The sequence below is a fragment of the Natronoflexus pectinivorans genome, assembly GCF_004345615.1.
Taxonomy (GTDB): domain Bacteria; phylum Bacteroidota; class Bacteroidia; order Bacteroidales; family Marinilabiliaceae; genus Natronoflexus; species Natronoflexus pectinivorans.
In genome coordinates, this window is record NZ_SLWK01000002.1 from 137894 (window position 1) to 156843 (window position 18950).

Below are 18950 nucleotides of genomic sequence, written 5' to 3' on the forward strand. Positions count from 1 at the left end.
GATATGGCAACATTAAGATTTATGGCATTGAAGGAGCTTCTGAAAAGGAAGCCCATGTACATTGATGAACTGGGTAGAGCTACCTCAGAGTATTATGGCAAGCAGGTTTTCGATAAACCTAAAATGAAAAAATATCTTTCTAAAGATGCCTATGAGCATATAATGGAAGCTATTAATAAAGGTACCCGAATCGATCGTAAAATGGCAGACCAGATTGCTTTGGGAATGAAAGCTTGGGCTACCGAGAACGGGGCTACCCATTATACACACTGGTTTCACCCTCTTACGGATGCCACTGCTGAAAAGCATGATGCATTTATTGTGACTGATTCAGTCAGCAATGGTGTGGTAGAAAGCTTCAGTGGAAAACTTCTGGTTCAACAGGAACCTGATGCATCCAGTCTTCCTTCAGGAGGCTTACGAAACACTTTCGAAGCTCGTGGATATACAGCTTGGGATGTATCCTCCCCTGCGTTTATCGTAGGTACAACATTGTGTCTTCCAACCATCTTTATTTCCTATACCGGAGAGGCTCTGGATTACAAAATGCCATTGTTGAAAGCTCTTGGAGCCGTTGATAAGGCGGCTGTGGATGTTTGTCAGTATTTTGATAAAAACGTAAGCAAAGTATCAAGTAATCTTGGATGGGAGCAGGAGTACTTCTTAGTTGATGAAGGACTCTTTATGGCACGTCCGGATCTTATGTTGACTGAAAGAACCCTTATGGGACACTCCTCGAGTAAAGATCAACAGTTAGAAGATCATTATTTCAGCAGCATTCCTGAAAGAGTTATTGCATACATGGAAGACTTCGAACACGAGGCTTACCTACTTGGAATTCCTGTGAAAACCAGGCACAATGAGGTAGCACCAAACCAGTTTGAGGTAGCTCCTATCTTTGAAGAGTGTAACCTGGCCAACGATCACAACCAGTTAATCATGGATGTGATGAAAAGAATTGCTCGTAAACATGGTTTCCGAATTCTTTTCCATGAAAAACCATTTAAAGGAATTAATGGATCAGGAAAACATAACAACTGGTCGCTAAGCACAGATACAGGTGTTAACCTGTTGTCCCCAGGAAAGAATCCACGTACCAACATGCAGTTTTTGACATTCCTACTGAATGTAATGAAGGCTGTATACGAGCATCAGGATTTGCTACTCGGAAGTATTTTGACTGCTAGTAATATGCACCGATTAGGTGCTAACGAAGCACCTCCGTCAATTATCTCGGTATTCCTTGGTCACGAGTTAAACCGTGTGTTGGACGAGCTTGAGGAAACTGTACCAGATAAGAAGATGACGCCTGATGAAAAGACTTCCATCAAGCTGAATATTGGTAAAATTCCAGAAATTCTTCTCGATAATACCGATCGTAACCGTACATCACCTTTTGCTTTCACAGGAAACAGGTTTGAATACAGAGCTGTTGGTTCTTCTGCAAACTGTGCATCAGCAATGATTGTGCTGAACACCATTGTTGCAGAGCAGCTGAAGAAATTCAAATCAGAGGTAGATGGCTTAATTGAGAAAGGCGTTAAAAAGGATGAGGCCATTCTTCAAACATTGAAACGCTACATCAAAGAGACTAAGAAAATTCGTTTTGATGGAAACGGGTACAGTCCGGAATGGGTTGAGGAAGCAGCTCGAAGAGGTTTATATAACATCTCGAATGCTCCTGAAGCTTTACATGCCTATCTTACTGATAAATCTAAAGCTCTGTTTGCTGCCAACGGTGTGTTTGATCCCAAAGAATTAGAAGCTCGCGTTGAGGTGGAGATGGAGAAATATATGAAAAAGATTCAGATTGAATCTCGTGTGTTGGGTGATATAGCCATCAACCATATCGTTCCTACCGGTGTTAAGTACATGAACACTCTAATCACCAACGTTCAAGGATTGAAAGATGTATTTGGTGATACAGCTGATTTCAATGAACTTGCCGGGGATCGTGTCGATTTGATTAAAAAGACTTCATACCATATTCAGAACATTAAAAACAAAGTTCATGAAATGGTTGAAGCAAGAAAAGTGGCTAATAAAGAAGAGGATGCGCATAAAGCAGCCGAACTTTATGATAAAACTGTTCGTCCATATCTGGATGATATTCGTTACCACATTGATAAGCTTGAGCTTATTGTGGATAATGAAATGTGGCCACTACCTAAATATCGCGAACTCTTGTTTGCACGATAGTTTGATTTTAAGGTTATTAAAGGGGGAAAACGGGTCTGCTTCAAAAGTGAAGCAGGCCCGTTTCGTTTTTAATTTATTTTGTTTGTGAAAGAGGTGCTTTTTTATATCTTTCAAAATCTATTGTTATTGAAGAGATAATTATGGACGATTTTGAACAGGGAAGAGATGGTGTACATATGCCACGGGTAATTGGTCCAATGGCAGGTTTTACTGTGGTTGCAGGCTCCATGTTGGGAGTTGGTATTTTCCTTTTCCCATCTGCAGTTGCTTTTGAAACAGGTTCCCTTCTGATGTTTTTTCTGATTTGGCTTCTGGGTGGATTTTTTGCCTATTCAGGGGCTGTTGCGTGTGGCGAATTGGGAGCAATGCTCCCAAAAGCCGGAGGGGATTATGTTTTCCAGAAAGAAGCTTACGGTGATTCCGTTGCTTTTGCCTCCGGTTGGGTTTTGTTTGTCACCATTTTTGGCGGCTCAATTGCCGGAATGGCTGTGGCGGTTTTTCAGTATCAGATATCTGCTCTATCCGGTTTGGATATGATGGCCAATATTGCACCGGGTATTCCTCTGCCAAAAGCTAATTTTTTCGCAGTATTATTAATTCTTTTGATTACTGCCATAAATTATGCCGGAACTCGAATTGCAGCACGAACACAAATTCTTTTTACCCTTATCCCGATTCTTTTCCTAATCTTTCTTGGTGGTTACGCTGTGTTAAGTGGATGGAGCATCAGGCCGGATCAACCTGTTCAGGTTTGGGATTCATCGCTTTCAGCCGGAGGCGTCATTACTGCTTTTCTATTTGTGAATTTTGCATATTCCGGATGGCTTAATATTATTTATGTTGCAGGTGAAGTAAAAGATCCCGGTCGTAACATCCCAAAATCCATGACCTGGGCTACGGCTGTTGTTACTGTTCTCTATATTTTGATGTGTGCTGCTTTTGTATTGTCTCTTGGTTTTGAGGGATTGTCATCCCTCAAAAATATGGATGCGGGAACTGCCATGGCCAGAGCACTAAACAGTCCAATTATGGCAAATTTGGTTTTAATCACCATCACCATTGCCATTGTAACTTCATTAAATGCCACAATATTGACCAGTGCGCGTGTGGCATTTGCCATGGCAAAAGAGAGGGCTTTTTGGACGGGAGCTGCACGACTTAATAAAATGAAAGTCCCGGGAAGAGCCTTATGGGTTCAGGCAATCTTCGCAGTTTTTTTGGTTCTTACCGGTAGCTTTTATGCCATTATAGAGATGGCCAGTATTGCCATGTTCATAACCGGCTCTTTGACTGTTTTGGCCCTATTTGTTTTAAGAGCAAAGCAACCCAATAGGTTCAGACCTTATAAAGCAACAGGATACCCATGGTTGCCTGTTATTTATCTTCTCTTTTCTGCAATAGCCTTGCTTGGTGCGGTTCGTCAGGCCTTTTGGTCCGATGGGTTTTCAGGGTTTTATTCTTTTATGGGAGTGGCTGTCCTTATACTTGCTTATATCGGTCATCGGTTTATGTCAAATAGAGGGATGGTTTAATCTGTAATTTAGAGTGGTTTTATATAGTGTTTGTACTATTTTATATGCCATTTATCATCTATTTTTATGCTTTCATCATATAATTGAAACCAGTTATGTGAATTGCGTATAAAATAATTAGTTTATAGTTTCTTTGTATGAACCTTCCTAACCCATAACAAAAGCTCATTAAAATTTAAACCAAAAAGCAACTGTTTTATGAAAAAGTTTCTACACTTTGTTGGGGGACGTGCGTCTGTATTATTAGTTCATCTTCTTCTTTTTCTCTCCTTGTCACTGCATGCGCAGGTCTCATTTACTCACACCAGTAATGATGATTTTAATATCGGTAATTTCAATGATTTACTGGTTGGTTCCAATGCCATTGGCTTGCCTTTTCAGGCATTGTCTATGGGCAACTGGGTCACGACTACAGTTATTCCTCAAACGCTGAGTGGTCATCAGGCGGCTACCTGGAATAATCGTTTTGTATATCTATCCGGTGGTTTTAATGGAACCAATAACTCGGCACAAGTTTATCGGGCTGCTTTGCAAGCTTCGGGAATTAGTGGCTGGACAACGGTGTCGGCTCTTCCCAAAGGGGTTAGAAACCATGCCATGGTCATTGGAGACAATACCATTTATGTGTTAGGTGGTGCTACAGACGATGAGGTGAGTGACAGAATTTTTTATGCCTCCATGAGTTTGAATGGAAATATTGGACAATGGCAAGAGATGGAAATTCGTTTGCCATCATCATTGCATGGGCACACTGCTGTGTTTTGTAACGGATATGTCTATGTTACCGGTGGAAGCTCTCAACTTTCAAATGGTAGTGGAACTTCTGAAGTATGGGTGGCACAAGTATTGGCTAACGGTAAATTATCAGAGTTTGAAGTAACAACTGTTCTGCCTGTGGAGGTGAGAAATCATACCATGGTGGTAGATGGTGAAGATGTTATTGTGATAGGCGGTGTTAATAATGATGATGAAAAACTCAATACTGTATTCCGTAATTCTTCTCAGTCAGATGGCAATTTGGGAGGATGGGTTTCTGAAACAAACCTCCCTCAGGCTGTTAGTCATCACTCATCTTTTATTGCCAATGGGCTTTTGGTGGTGATGGGAGGCGAGAATTCGACTTCTATTACCAACAGTGTTGCTTTTGCTGACGTAACAACCACTCCACTGGTTTGGAGTTCCTCTACGGGGATGGTTGATTATGTAAAGGATTTTGTGGCATTTGGAGCAAACGGACAAGTGGTGTATAGCGGAGGAACCAATCTTTCAGGGGTTCCGATTGTAAATGCGAGGTATAGTTTACTAACGCTTTCAACCAATCGAAAAAGTAAAGGTTTGTTTATTTCAACCAAGTTTGATGAGCTTGGTGCCGAGCGTACCATTAGCGAACTCTCCTTCGCAAGAAGCATAGCAGATGGTGCAGGATTGGAAGTATCCTATAGAATTGCCGGTAATGATGGAGTATGGAGTAGTTGGAACACTTATCAGGATATAAGTCCCATTGAAATTGAAGAAACCGCGAGATACCTGCAATACAAAGTTAAGTTTTTCAATGATAAAACAGCTGCGCAGGCTACTTTGAGTAGTGTTACCATGCGAACGCCCGGTAGTCAGTTAAGCGGAAACCTCAGTGGAAATGTTACCTATACTAAAGCTGCAAGCCCATATTGGGTGACCGAAAACATTACTTTTACCGGTGGAACCCATACATTTGAAGCAGGAACACAACTTTTGTTTTTACCTGAGGTAACCATGGAGGTTCGACAGGCTAATATTGTTTGTAACGGACTGGAAGGTGATTCTGTATATTTTACCGGTTATCTTGATGAAGAGGGGCTTTGGGGAGGAATTTGGTTCAGTGCGAACAGTAACAACGGGGTGTCTTCTCAATTTAATTATGTGGTGATATCAAACGCAGGACATGGAACCAATAATGCGAACCTGCGTTGCAGCGACACTACCGAGCCTATGTTGAATAATTCTGTGATCAGGAATTCTACAGGTAGAGGAATTCGTTTGCAAAATGCAAATATTAATATTGAGAATACTCACGTGATAAATAATGCGTCGCATGGGATTAGCTTGCAATCATCTTCTCCAACATTTATCAATACAGACATTAGCAATAATGGAGATGCCGGGGTTATGATGACTGGTTTTGACTCCAACCCAACTTTTACCACTACAACCATTAGTGAAAATAAGTATGGAATATATTACAATACCCCCAATACCAGCATCAGGCAGCCTGGGGGGAGTCCCATACTGGTTGATAACGAGTTTAATGGCATTGTTCTGCCGGAGGGGGATATCACAAACGATCAAACATGGTTTACCATTGATTATGATATTATTCTGTTGGGTCAATTAACAGTTCGAGCTAACAGACGTTTAACCATAGAGCCCGGAAACACCATTAAAGCTTTAGAAGGTGCTAGCATGTATTTTAGCACATCATCTGTTAATTTTGGTGAATTATATGCTGTAGGAACTGAAGAGCAACCCATAAAATTCACCTCCTTTAACGGAGAGCCTGGAGGATGGGATGGTATTCATCTTAGATTAAATATATCTGGGCAAGCTCCTTCAGAATTAGCATATTGTGTTGTAGAGAATGGAAGGCTTTACAATATTTATGCTGAAGGATCAGTTGTTAATATTGTCAATAGTATCATACGAAATTCTGAAGGTGATGGCATTCGCTATAGTAACGGTCGTGGAGAATTAAGCCATTCTCAAGTGTTAAATAATGGAGAGAACGGGGTTGTAATTAGCGGTTCAAATACACCGGTTATAAATAATACCATCTTTTCTAACAATGAAGAGTATCCAATAGTGGTATCAGCATGGAATAGCATTCCAATTATAGAAAATAACAGTTATGAAGGTAATGGATTGCAATTTATATCGCTAAGCGGTGGTAGTTTCACGAGTGATGTTACTTATGTTAACGATGGGATACCTTATCACGTGACAAGTGATATTGTTTTGCGCGGTGACAGGAATAATGTTGATTTAACCATTGAGCCTGGCGTTGAAATGCACTTTAGTCCAGGTGTTTCACTTAATGTGGGAGAGGAAAATAGCACTCGGTATGTAGGAAGTTTATTGGCCGTTGGAACTGAAGATGCTCCAATTGTTTTTACTGCTTATAAAGCTGCTGAAGGCTGGAGTGGCATTAATTTTAATATTGGAAGTGATTTGTATGCGGCTTCTTCAGAGATGAAGCATTGTATTGTTGAGTATGGAACCGAATATAATATATTCTGCGACAGAACAACCACACCTGTATTGGAAAATGTTACAATCAGAAATGCTGCTCAGAGTGGTGTTTATTTAAATGCTGCTTCCCCTGTGATTGAACAATGTCAAATATTGAATAATGGGGAGCACGGGATTTTTGTCACAGGAGCCAGTACGCCATCTATAAGTAATAGTTCCTTTGTTGGAAATGGAGAGTATCCATTGTTCTTAGCTGCATGGAATAGTCTTCCTGTTCTTGAAAGCAACAGTTATGAAGACAATGGAATGCAATTTATATCTTTAAGTGGTGGTAATTTTGCAAGTGATGGGACTTATGTAAACGATGGAATTCCTTATCATGTAACGGGCGATATCGTTTTGCGCGGTGACAGGAATAATGTTGATTTAACCATTGAGCCTGGCGTTGAAATGCACTTTAGTCCAGGTGTTTCACTTAATGTGGGAGAGGAAAATAGCACTCGGTATGTAGGAAGTTTATTGGCCGTTGGAACTGAAGATGCTCCAATTGTTTTTACTGCTTATAAAGCTGCTGAAGGCTGGGGTGGCATTAATTTTAATATTGGAAGTAATTTGTATGAGGCTTCTTCCGAGATGAAATATTGCATTATTGAACATGGAACAGAATACAATATATTCTTTGACAGAACCACCGAGCCCACTTTTAACAACAATACGGTTCGTAATTCAGCAGGTTATGGCATGAGGCTTTGGAACTCACAGCCTGATACGCTACGGAATAATACTTTCGCCAACAATCAGGCATCATCCATCTATTTGGATGGCAACAGCAATGTGGTACTTGGTGGGAAACCTAAATATGTCAATAATTTTTATGGTATTTCCGATTTTGCTGTTTATAATAACACTACGATTGATGTTGATGCCCGCTACAACTTTTGGAGTGCAGCCGATTCGGCCATGATTTCAAATGTGGTATATGATGTTTTTAATCAATCCAATCGGGGTAAAGTTAATTTTGTAGAGTTTGCCCAACTCCCTTGGGTTGAAAGCGACGAGATTGTTCTAACCGGAGAACTGTTTTATGGCAATTCCACTTCAACTCCAATGAGCGAGGCGGTGGTAAGTATTGTTGATTTTGCCGGAGGGGTCATTTCTCAGCAGACAGTTTCTGAAACCGGGGCTTTTGCATTTGCTCCATTTGCAACGGGAGGTTATCGAATGGTGGTTGAGCCTGCTGAACCATGGGGTGGAGTAAATGCAACAGATGCTTTGTTGGTTTTGAATCATTTTACCCGCAAGGAACTACTTACCGGGCTAAGTCTTGCAGCAGCAGATGTAAATCTGAGCGGAAGTGTTAATGGAACCGATGCACTCTTTATGTTGAAACGATATGCCGGATTGATTGACGAGTTTCCATCAGGCGATTTTCTATATCATTACGATGATTATTTAGTGGATGGGAACTCCATTTTAAGTGTTCTGAGAGTTTTATGTTTTGGCGATGTTAACGGTTCATACAGCCTCTTGAAGAGCCTGAAAACAGGACAAGGAATTACCCCTTCGGGAGAAGTGGTTGTAACATCATACAATGAATTTGAATTGCCTTTCGATTTTGATATTGATGAAAATGCTGGTGCCATCTCCTTTGGGTTTTATTATCCTGAGGATATGATGAAAGTGAAAGGCGTGCGTTTTGATGGTGGAAATGGGTTTGTACATAGTGCACAAAACGGATTATTCCGTTTTGCATGGGCAGGAACTGAACCGATTCAAACGAATCAGGGACAACCTCTGCGCATTGTTGTAGAGATGGAAGCATTGGATTTTGCCCCAACTTCTGAATCTGTATTGCCAGAATTGTACGAGCACATTGAAATCGCCAATCAGTGGGGAGAACCTTTAAGAGCTAATATATCTGCTCCCGAGTTAAGAACGGTAGCAACATCTCTGGATAAAAACAATATTAAGACATCATCGCTGGTAGTGTATCCTAATCCGGTAAAAGAGAGTGCAACAGTAAGTTTTGCCCTCGAAAGTGACGCTAAGGTTTCATTTGAGTTGGTTAACGCTGCCGGTACATCGGTTTATCAGTCAGATGAGCAGTCTTTTATGCCTGGCAGTCATCAGTATAGTATGGATGCTTCTTTGTTAGCGAATGGTGTTTATATGCTGAATATGAGGGTTAATACAAATTATAGTGAAAGCATTAAAGTTGTAAAAATTGTTGTGTCCAAATAGATAATTATGAGAAATTGCATTAAAGAATTAATCGTTCTTTCTCTTATTGTACTTTTTGGGCAGCAAGCACTCTTTTCGGAAAACGCAGTTGTCAAAATAGGAACAGTCACCGACTGTTCCTATGAAATCGCAGTGCCGGTAGAAGTTTCTAACTTTAATAATGTAGGAGCCATATCTCTGGTACTTGAGTACAATGAGGAAGAATTTACATATGTCAATTACCAAAACAGACATGCCGATATTGGTAGTGGTATGCTGATTGTTAATGGTGGCAATGGACGTGTGATGATAAGTTGGATTGACACCAATCCAGTAAGTATTGATGACGGTGTGCTGCTTGAATTGGAATTTGAGGTTCTGAAATATGGAAGCAGTTCACTGGGTTGGGATCTTGCAACCCCCGGAAATTGCGAAATAAGCAATGATTCCGGAGAGGTTTTGGATGTATCTTTTCAAGGAGGCTCTGTTACGTTATTGCAGCCACCTTCAATAACTCTTCAGCCCACTACGCAAAGTATTCTGGAAAACGGTACCGCTGTTTTTTCTGTTTCAGCACAGGGTACTCAGTTGAGTTACCAATGGCAGGTGAGCGAAGATGGGGGAGAAACGTTTTCAGATTTATCAAACGCAGCGCCTTATTCCAATGTGACCACTGCCAATCTGAGGGTAACCAATGCGTCAATCGGATTAAGCGGCAACCTTTATCGTTGTCATGTTTCGGGCACATGCTCCCCTTCAGTTTTTTCTAATAATGTTTTGCTGGAAGTTATAAAGCCGGTTATAGCATCTATGCCCTCTTTAAATATTTGTCCGGGAACACATTCAATACCTATTGAAACGGAGGGTTTCATCGATGTATCTTCTTTTTCGTTAGCTATAGGTTTTAATGCGGATGTGGTTGAATTTTTAGATGTTGATAATTTCCATCCTGATTTTAACAATGCCGTTGTAGTAAACCAGGAGGATGGGATTGTTTATCTTTCATGGGCTGCCTTGGAGCCCATGACGATTATTGATGAGCCACTATTTGAATTGTTGGTTAATGTTGAGCCTGGAAACAGCCAATTGCAATGGCAGGTTGAATCAAATGAGTTTTTTAGTTCATTCATGAATGAAATTCCCGGTGTATATAACAACGGCAGTTTGCAAGTAAATTCTTTGCCCCAGATTACGAATCAACCACCCGACAGGGTGATTGCAGAGAATCAAAATGTTACATTCCCGCTATCAGCAACCGGAACCGGCTTGTCATACCGTTGGCAGATAAGCACCGATGGCGGAGAAACTTTCACCGACCTGAATAATGGCAGCGGGTATTCGGGTGTAACAACTGCTACTTTATCAATATCTTCTGTCGGAATAGATCTGGATGAAAACGTTTATCGTTGCCGGATAACAGGAGCTTGCGAGCCAACGTTACATAGTAGGGAAGCCACGCTTACTGTCTTGCCTAACATTTCCACTTCATTGGGTACATCAACTATATGTCCCGGGGAAATTGCAATTCCTGTCAGGGTAAGCAGTTTCTCAAGAGTCGGAGCCTTTTCTCTTGCACTTGAATATAATGATGAGGTATTGGAGTTTACCGGATACAGTAGTTTGCACGAGAGTCTGAGAGACGGCATGTTTGCGGTAAATGCCGATGAGGGGGTGTTATATCTCAGTTGGGTGGGCACCACCGCGGCCTCCATTCCCGATAATGGAGTGTTAGTAGAGTTTGAATTTGATGGTGTTCCTGGGAGTTCTCCTCTTAACTGGAGGGCAGGTTCTGAGTATGTTAATATTAACGGATTAGATATCTTTTCGTCCTATCAAAACGGGAATATTAATGTTCCTCAAAATCCTGTTATAAATTCGCACCCTGAAGATCAAAGTATTTATGGAACCGGAAGCGTGCAGTTTGCTGTGCAGGCTTCAGGGGCAGGGTTGTCGTACCAATGGCAGGAGAGTACAGATAGTGGCGAAAACTGGAGCGATTTATCCAATGGTGGGCATTATAGCGGGGTAACCAGCACTCAATTAACCTTAAGTAATGTGACATCCGAAATGCAAGGCAACTTATATCGATGTAAAATTTCTGGAAGTTGTCCTCCTGTGGTTTTCTCAAATGCAGGTAAGTTGGAGGTCACAACCCCCTTGATTTCTGTCTCGTTTGATCATAACACGGGATTATGTGCTGGGATGCTTTATTTACCTATAAAGGTCACCAATGCCAATAATTTGGGAGCCATATCTCTTGTTGTTGCTTTTGATTCAGATGATGTGGATTTTTATGGGTATGATTGGGTACACAGTGAGATGGAAGATGGCGTATTATCAGTAAATCAAATCGGTGATTTGATTTATATTTCCTGGGCTTCAGCTGAGCCTGCTAATGTTGGTGATGATATGCTTATCGAGTTGCGATTTGATGCTGATCTTGGAGTTTCTACCTCCTTTTCATGGGTGGATGAGGAGGTTGAATTCAGTGATTTCAATGGAAATCAAATTCCTTTTAATCTGGGGAATCAATCAATAAGTATTTCACATGAGCATGAGAATTACTTCGAAACTGATGAAGATGAGCTATGTCAAGGTGATGTTTATTATTTTGGAAGACAAAACCTTACTGAGCCAGGTACCTATACCGAAATGTTTAAGGCCTACAATGGCTGTGATTCCACAGTTTTGTTGACTTTGGTTGTGCTTCCATCTCCTGAAGTTACAATGCCCGATGATGAGGTGTTATGTATTAATGATGTCCCATTAGTGTTATCCGGGGCCTTGCCCGTCGGTGGAGTATTCTCAGGCTCTGGAGTTCAGGAAGGCATTTTTGATCCGCAGGAATCAGGAGTAGGTGTTCATGAGATTGAATACCTTTATACATCTGAAAATGGATGTAAAAGTATTGGGGTGTTTATTGCAGAGGTGTTTCCGCTCTCTGAGATCGTGATGCCGTCTGATCTGCAGTTGTGTTTGAATGATGCGCCGCTGGAACTGCCGGAGGCACTGCCTGTTGGTGGTATCTATTCGGGTTCCGGTGTTTACGAAGGGTTTCTTAATCCACGTGAATCAGGAATAGGTGTTCATGAGATTGAATATCTATACACAGACGAAAATGGTTGTACAAGTACCGGAGTTTTCTCAGCAGAAGTGTTTACATATCCTGAAATCGTAATGCCTCCTGATCTGACCTTATGCACAAATGATTCACCCATAGAGTTGTCGGGTGCGACTCCGGTTGGTGGTCAGTATTCTGGTTTAGGGGTTATGGATGGCTCTTTTGATCCGCAAATATCAGGAGACGGATTGTTTGATGTTGAGTATTTTTACACTGATGGAAATGGTTGTATTGGTGAAGGAGTTATGCAGATAACCGTTGAGGTCTGTACTGGGTTCAATTCTCACGAATTGAAAGATATGAAAGTATGGCCAAATCCCGCAAAAGAAGAGATCTTTATTGATGCCTCTCGATTTTTGAGTGTTATTATTTATGATATTACGGGGCGTGAGGTGATTGTTACTACCGTTGATGTCCTGAATCAGAAAATAGATGTATCCGGCTTGCCAATTGGAGTTTACGTTGTAAACTTATGCTCGGATGAAGGCTGTGAGAGTCTTAAGCTGATCATCCAAAGGTGAACTTGTTGAAAATGTATGTTTTAAAAGTCCTGTGCAGCACGCTGCACAGGACTTTTGATTTTTAATGCCAATAAATGATCAGATAGGTTCTCCAGAATATTCATAGATAAGGAATCATTTCCTCCTTGGCGAAAAGTTTTATTTATGGTTTGATGGTTACACTAGTTTCATCTTTTATTTCTACGAAGCTATTTAAGTGTTCATTTTCGACTTTTGTTAAAATTGACCCAGTCGGTTTGTTTCAAACTATCTAATATGTGTGTGTATGTTGCCAAAACTTTTTTAATTAATAACTAGTCACACTTATTCAGATAAAATGTGACAACTTTTATTCACGTTTTTATAAGATATTTGTGATAAAGAATAATTCGACTATACTTAATATGACATTCTATGAGATTTTATTTATCTGACATTCGGATGAGGTTGGTGCAAAAGTCAAAGTTTGGATTACTTAGCATTATCCTTGTAACTTTTTTTGGAACTGTAGCATGTGCACAGGTGAAACCTGTGGCAACAATTCCTTATGAGATTGCTCCTATTGTGGCGCCATTTGAAATGATTCAATTGGAAAGACCCACGTTTCCTGATCGCGTATTTAATATTGTCGATTTTGGAGCCAAAGAAATGGGAAGCGATAAGTCTTTTAAATCCACAGAGGCCATTCATCGCGCCATTGATGCTGCACATGCAGTTGGTGGAGGAAAAGTATTAATACCTGCCGGAAACTGGTTAACCGGACCGATTCACCTGAGAAGTAATATTCATTTACACATTTCTGAAGGAAGTACAGTGTACTTCAGTGAAGATAAAGAGGACTACCTGCCTGTAGTTATTCAGCGATACGAAGGTGTTGAAGTATATAACTACTCTCCTCTTATTTATGCTTACAGAGTGAGAAATGTTGCAATTACCGGGAAAGGAGTTCTTGACGGACAGGCTGGTCATTGGCTGGCAGACTGGACTGTTCAGCCCAGGGCAGAAGCAACCAAAGTTCCTTTGTCAAGAAGAACAAATTTTGGAAAAGGTTCAGGTACAGAGGGGATGCGACCAAATTTTGTTGTTTTCTGGGAGTCTGAAGATCTGTTGATTGAAGGAATTACCGTTAATAACGGGCCGATGTGGAACCTACATTTGGTTTATTCGCAACGTGCCATCATACGTGATGTCACCATCAATAGCCGGGATTCTCATAATGGTGATGGAATTGTGATTGACTCATCAAGAGACGTTTTGGTTGAGCATACTACCTTAAGTACGGGAGATGACGCCATTGTTATCAAATCTGGTTTTAACGAAGAAGGATTGGAAATCAATATTCCGACAGAAAATGTTGTGATTCGTCATTTCCATGCCTACAGAGTGGTTACCGGTAGTGGAGGTGTAGTGTTTGGAAGTGAAACTTCGGGAGGTATTCGAAACGTTTATGTTCACAATGCATTGTTCGAAGATTGTGATCGTGGGATCCGATTTAAAACTGCCCGTGGTAGGGGAAATGTTACTGAGAATATATATATCAGAGATATAGAGGTGATTAATTCTACATATGAAGCTCTTAACTTCAATACATTTTACACAGGAGCTGGAGTTGGCCCTGCTCCACTGTTAAGAAACATCGACATCAGAAACATACGAATTGACGGAGTCCCCAGAGCAATAGTTTTAAATGGTCTGCCTGAAAAATGGCTTGAGGATATCTATCTGGAGAATATTGAAGTGGTAAATGCCCGCGAAGGAATTCGTCTTCACAGAGTGAAAAACCTCAATATGAGAAATGTTTCGATTCAATCAGAAGAGAGAGCGATGGTAGCACACGATGTGTATGAGCTATATCTTGACAATGTTTCTTTGTCTGATAAAAAAGGAGAAGAGCCCATTCGTTTGGAAGGAAAATATACTGGCGTTGTGGTGATGCCTGACTATGAGCCGGGAATGGTAAGTTTTGACAGGGACGTGAAAGAAGATGTTATCAGAAAGGAACTTCCTACTGCAGCTTGGTAGAGATTAAAACTCTTTGAGTTTATTTTATTGATGAAAGCCATGCAAAACCTATATTGGTTTTGCATGGCTTTTTGTGCAAATATTTCTGTGGAAAATTAAAAGCCTTGAGATATTTACTTTTAATGCTATGCTACATAATTATTTGAGCAGGTTGTTTTTTTTTATTTACTTTTGGCAAATGTATTTGGTAATTATTACATTGTAGGATGTAACGCATGTAAGCGTGTTTTTTTATGGATAGATTAAAACAAATAATTCAAAATATTTCAGAGAATAAACTCATAAGAGTTTATTCAGTTTTGATTTTGTTTGTTTCAGCTCAATTCATAGTAAATGCGGAAACTTTTCGAGTAGGGATATATCCGAATCCTCCAAAACTCTATTTTAATGATGCGGGAGAACCTGTTGGTTTTTTTGTAGATATATTGAATGAGATTGCCAAAAATGAGGGGTGGAAGCTGGATTATGTGGAAGGAGAGTGGGAAGATTTTTATTTAGATATTCAGGGAGGGAAAATAGACATACTTCCTGATGTTGCGTACTCTTCAGGTCGCGATACCATTTTTCACTTTAACCAGATACCAGTTATAGAATCCTGGTTGGAGATTTTTTCAATGGGGGAAATTATCTCATCTGTTGCAGATTTGGATGGGACTAGGATTGGTGTTTTGCGTGGTTCAATACAGGAATTATATTTAAGAGATGATCTGCCAAATTCTTTTCAATTGGAATATGAAGTAATTGGTTACAGAAACTATCCTGAATTGGCTCAGGCTCTGGCTAAGAATGAAGTCGATTTTATTATTGCCGATCGCTTTTTCTATTTTTCCGGACTGTTTGATTCTGATTTTGTCTCTTCTCCGGTAGTTCTTCGTCCTTCTAAGTTACATTTTGTGTTTTCTCCGAATATTGACTTATCAACTATCGAAAAAGTTGATCAACGACTTCGGGTTATGATCAATGATCCACAGTCTGTTTATTTCCGATCTTTGCGTCAATGGCTTGAACGTGATCAGGCCGACGGAATTCCCGGATATGTTTTTTTGTTGATCTATATATTGTTGGGTGTAATCATGTTGTTTGTGGTGTTTACACTATTATTAAGAAGTGCCGTTAAAAGTCACACACAACTTTTAGGAGAAAAGAACTCAGAATTGGAGCAGGTAAAGAACGAGCTGGAAGATCAAATGACTTTTCTAACCAGCGTTGTACAGGCTGTTCCATCAGGTATATACCGGATTAAGATGAAGGCGGGAAGCGTTTATCACGAGTCAGGCATGCCTATTATCAATGTGTTGTACTGCAACGAGCTGTTTGCCAAAATGGTAGGGACAACTGTTGATGAACTCAAGGCTAATCCATATATCCCAATAAATGCCATTCATCCCGAAGATAGACAGAGTTTTCTGGAGGCCAATCAAAGAGCGTACGATAGAAAAGAGAAATTTATTTGGGAAGGACGACTAATAACAAATGAGAACGAGCGATGGCACAGGGACGAGTCTATTCCTTATATTCTTCCAAATGGAGATGTAATCTGGACAGGATCCATGCAGGATATTCATTTTAGAAAAGAAAAGGAAGAAAGACTATTCGAAAGTGAGAAGTTGTTCCATAAATTGGCTGAAATATCTCCGGTGGGAATATTCCGTACCAGGGCAAATGGATATACCACATATGTGAATCCACGTTGGACTGAACTTTCGGGTCTGAGTTTTAGTGAAGCACTTGGAGATGGTTGGTTGAGGGCTGTTCATCCTGAAGATCTCAACAGAGTTGTTTCCGGATGGAAACAACGTACTCTTGACCAGCAGCCTTCATCAGTGGAGTATCGTTTTCTCAAACCTGACAGGACGGTGGTCTGGGTTCTTGGTTTCGCAGTTCCTGAAAAAAATGACGATGTTTTTGAAGGTTACATTGGTACCATCACAGATATCACTGAAAGAAAAATAAATGAACTCATTTTGGAACAAAAAAACAATGAGTTAACCAAAGCAAAGGAAAAGGCAGAGGAGAGTGATCGTTTAAAATCAGCATTTTTGGCAAATATGAGCCACGAGATTCGTACTCCGATGAATGCGATATATGGGTTTTCAGAACTTTTACGCACGGCTGAAGGCGATGCCGAACGTGAGGAGTTTATCACGATAATTAAAGAAAATAGTCATCTGCTTCTGGGTATTATCAGTGATATTCTTGATGTTTCCAGAATTGAGGCGGGTCAAATCACGGTGTCGTTAACAGAATTCTCTCTTAATGAGGTGTTTGATTCGGTTTTTGCACTGTTTAAAACCCGTGTAAAAGCTGGAAAAGCAGAATTGTTAATAGAAAAGGGAGCAGTGACACCATCTGATATGATATATTCTGATGAGGTTAAACTGCGTCAGATTTTGAATAATCTGCTATCGAATGCGGTTAAATTTACCCCGGAGGGAAAGATTATAGCCGGTTACCAATTTAAATCAGACCATATTGAGCTTTATGTGAAAGATACCGGCGTAGGAATTCCTGAAAATTGTTTTTATCAGGTATTTGAACGCTTTCAACAGGTCAATAACTCACTCACTCATTCCTTAAAAGGAACAGGTTTAGGACTGTCAATAGCCAAAGCGTACGTTGAAATGTTAGGTGGGAAGATTTGGTTTGAATCGCAGGAAGGGAGAGGAACGAGTTTTTATTTTACGTTGCCGGTAAAATAAAAACCACTCCGAAGCTTAACTCCGGAGTGGTTAGACAAACCATTTTGAAGGAATGGTTATTTGTTTATGGTGATGATATTATAATCCCATGGTTTCAATGTTAATGACTCAAATGGAAGAGTCATGCTTTTCTTTGAAAAGTATTCCTGATACTCTCCGGAAATTCCAACAGAGGCATCTAGTACAATTTCTTGTGGAGAAAGATTAAAAAGGGCAACAACTTTGTTGTTGTCTTTTTCCCTTTTAAATAGGAAGATCTCTTCCGGATACTCGGTGGTTATGATGGTCATTTCTCCACCGGCTTTACCGTTCCATAAAGCTCTGTTTTCTTTCTTTAACCTGATAAGAGATTGGTAGAACGGCGTCATATTCATAGGATCGCTCCAATCTACTTCATCTTTCTCAAAGAATTCCAGCATGTGATCCATTCCAACTTCCTGACCGGTATAAATCAGAGGCATCCCTTCAATAGCGAAAGTCAGCGTGGCAAAAGTTTTTACTGCGTCACCCATTCTTTCAAACTCGGTTGATGCCCAACTGTTCTCGTCATGGTTTGTGATGAATTGCATGGGGTAAGTCCCTAGAGGATAAGTTTCGTAGAGATTTTCGAAATATTCCACAACATGCGTCACATTCTGCTCTCCGGCTGCCACGGCATTCATGATGTGATGGAACGACCAACCATAATTTGAGTTAAAGGCTTTGTTCAAGAGTGCGGTTTCATCTTCGTCTTCAGCTAAAAGATAAACAGGTTTAATTTTGTCCAGTGCTACCCTTGCATCCTCCCAAAAGTCCACAGGAACCAGCCCGGCCACATCGCAGCGATAGCCATCAATATTTGCCTCCCGTACCCAGAACTCAAGCGCATCAATCATGGCAGCCCTCATTTCATGGTTGTTGTAATCAAGCTGCGCTACGTCTGTCCAGTCGTAAGGAGCAAACATGTTTCCCAATGAGTCACGATCGTACCATTCAGGATGTTTTTCAACCCATGGGTGATCCCACGCTGAATGATTGGCCACCCAGTCGAGAAATACTTTCATTCCCAAATCGTGCGCTTGATTAACAATGGCTTTGAAGTCTTCAAAAGTGCCAAATTCGGGATTGACACCTTTGTAGTCTTTAATGGAGTAGTAGGAACCAAGTGTTCCTTTTCGTTCTTTTTCGCCAATGGGATGGATGGGCATAAACCATAAAAAATCAACTCCCAGTTCATTCAGTCGCGGCAGATGCTCTGCAAATGCCTCAAAAGTACCTTCAGGAGTAAACTGACGTACATTTACCTCGTAAATTACCGCGTTATGACTCCAATCCGGGATTGGAACCTTGCTGACAGGTCTTTGTTTTTTAGATATTTCTTGTTGAGTCTGCGTACCACAGGCCGATATAAGGCCAATCAGGGCAAACAGAAAAATAAATTTCTTCATTTTATTCT

The 18950-nt window shown here is 40.5% G+C and carries 7 protein-coding genes; 6 read left to right on the forward strand and 1 reads right to left on the reverse strand.

Annotation, left to right across the window (positions count from 1 at the left end; all coding sequences use genetic code 11):
• The first annotated feature begins 3 nt into the window (after nt 1-3).
• The 6 genes from EV194_RS04085 (at nt 4) to EV194_RS04110 (ending at nt 17515) form a co-directional block, all read left to right on the forward strand.
• Nucleotides 4-2199, forward strand: coding sequence for a glutamine synthetase III family protein (locus tag EV194_RS04085; RefSeq protein WP_132432402.1), 2196 nt, complete (start codon nt 4-6; stop codon nt 2197-2199).
• A 140-nt stretch (nt 2200-2339) separates the two neighbouring features.
• Nucleotides 2340-3731, forward strand: a complete 1392-nt coding sequence (locus EV194_RS04090; RefSeq protein ID WP_132432404.1) for an APC family permease — start codon at nt 2340-2342, stop codon at nt 3729-3731.
• A 198-nt stretch (nt 3732-3929) separates the two neighbouring features.
• The gene (locus EV194_RS04095) at nt 3930-9194 is read left to right on the forward strand and encodes a right-handed parallel beta-helix repeat-containing protein (RefSeq protein WP_132432406.1); all 5265 of its coding nucleotides are present in this window, start codon (nt 3930-3932) and stop codon (nt 9192-9194) included.
• A 6-nt stretch (nt 9195-9200) separates the two neighbouring features.
• Nucleotides 9201-12815 carry a cohesin domain-containing protein gene (locus tag EV194_RS04100; RefSeq protein ID WP_132432408.1) on the forward strand — a complete coding sequence of 1205 codons (3615 nt, stop codon included), beginning with the start codon at nt 9201-9203 and terminating at the stop codon, nt 12813-12815.
• A 393-nt stretch (nt 12816-13208) separates the two neighbouring features.
• The gene (locus EV194_RS04105) at nt 13209-14816 is read left to right on the forward strand and encodes a glycoside hydrolase family 28 protein (RefSeq protein ID WP_243699323.1); all 1608 of its coding nucleotides are present in this window, start codon (nt 13209-13211) and stop codon (nt 14814-14816) included.
• Nucleotides 14817-15049: 233 nt separating this feature from the next.
• Nucleotides 15050-17515, forward strand: a complete 2466-nt coding sequence (locus EV194_RS04110; RefSeq protein WP_132432410.1) for an ATP-binding protein — start codon at nt 15050-15052, stop codon at nt 17513-17515.
• A gap of 56 nt (nt 17516-17571) precedes the next feature.
• Here EV194_RS04110 and EV194_RS04115 read toward each other — a convergent pair whose 3' ends face one another.
• A complete protein-coding gene (locus tag EV194_RS04115) occupies nt 17572-18942 on the reverse strand; it encodes an alpha-amylase family glycosyl hydrolase (protein WP_132432412.1) in 1371 nt (456 codons plus the stop codon).
• Between the last annotated feature and the right edge of the window lie 8 nt (nt 18943-18950).

Excerpts from the sequence above, each read along its gene's own strand:
- EV194_RS04115 (WP_132432412.1), bottom strand. The coding sequence starts at position 18,942 with ATGAAGAAATTTATTTTTCTGTTTGCCCTGATTGGCCTTATATCGGCC.
- EV194_RS04105 (WP_243699323.1), top strand. The coding sequence starts at position 13,209 with ATGAGATTTTATTTATCTGACATTCGGATGAGGTTGGTGCAAAAGTCA.
- EV194_RS04100 (WP_132432408.1), top strand. The coding sequence starts at position 9,201 with ATGAGAAATTGCATTAAAGAATTAATCGTTCTTTCTCTTATTGTACTT.
- EV194_RS04095 (WP_132432406.1), top strand. The coding sequence starts at position 3,930 with ATGAAAAAGTTTCTACACTTTGTTGGGGGACGTGCGTCTGTATTATTA.
- EV194_RS04085 (WP_132432402.1), top strand. The coding sequence starts at position 4 with ATGGCAACATTAAGATTTATGGCATTGAAGGAGCTTCTGAAAAGGAAG.
- EV194_RS04090 (WP_132432404.1), top strand. The coding sequence starts at position 2,340 with ATGGACGATTTTGAACAGGGAAGAGATGGTGTACATATGCCACGGGTA.
- EV194_RS04110 (WP_132432410.1), top strand. The coding sequence starts at position 15,050 with ATGGATAGATTAAAACAAATAATTCAAAATATTTCAGAGAATAAACTC.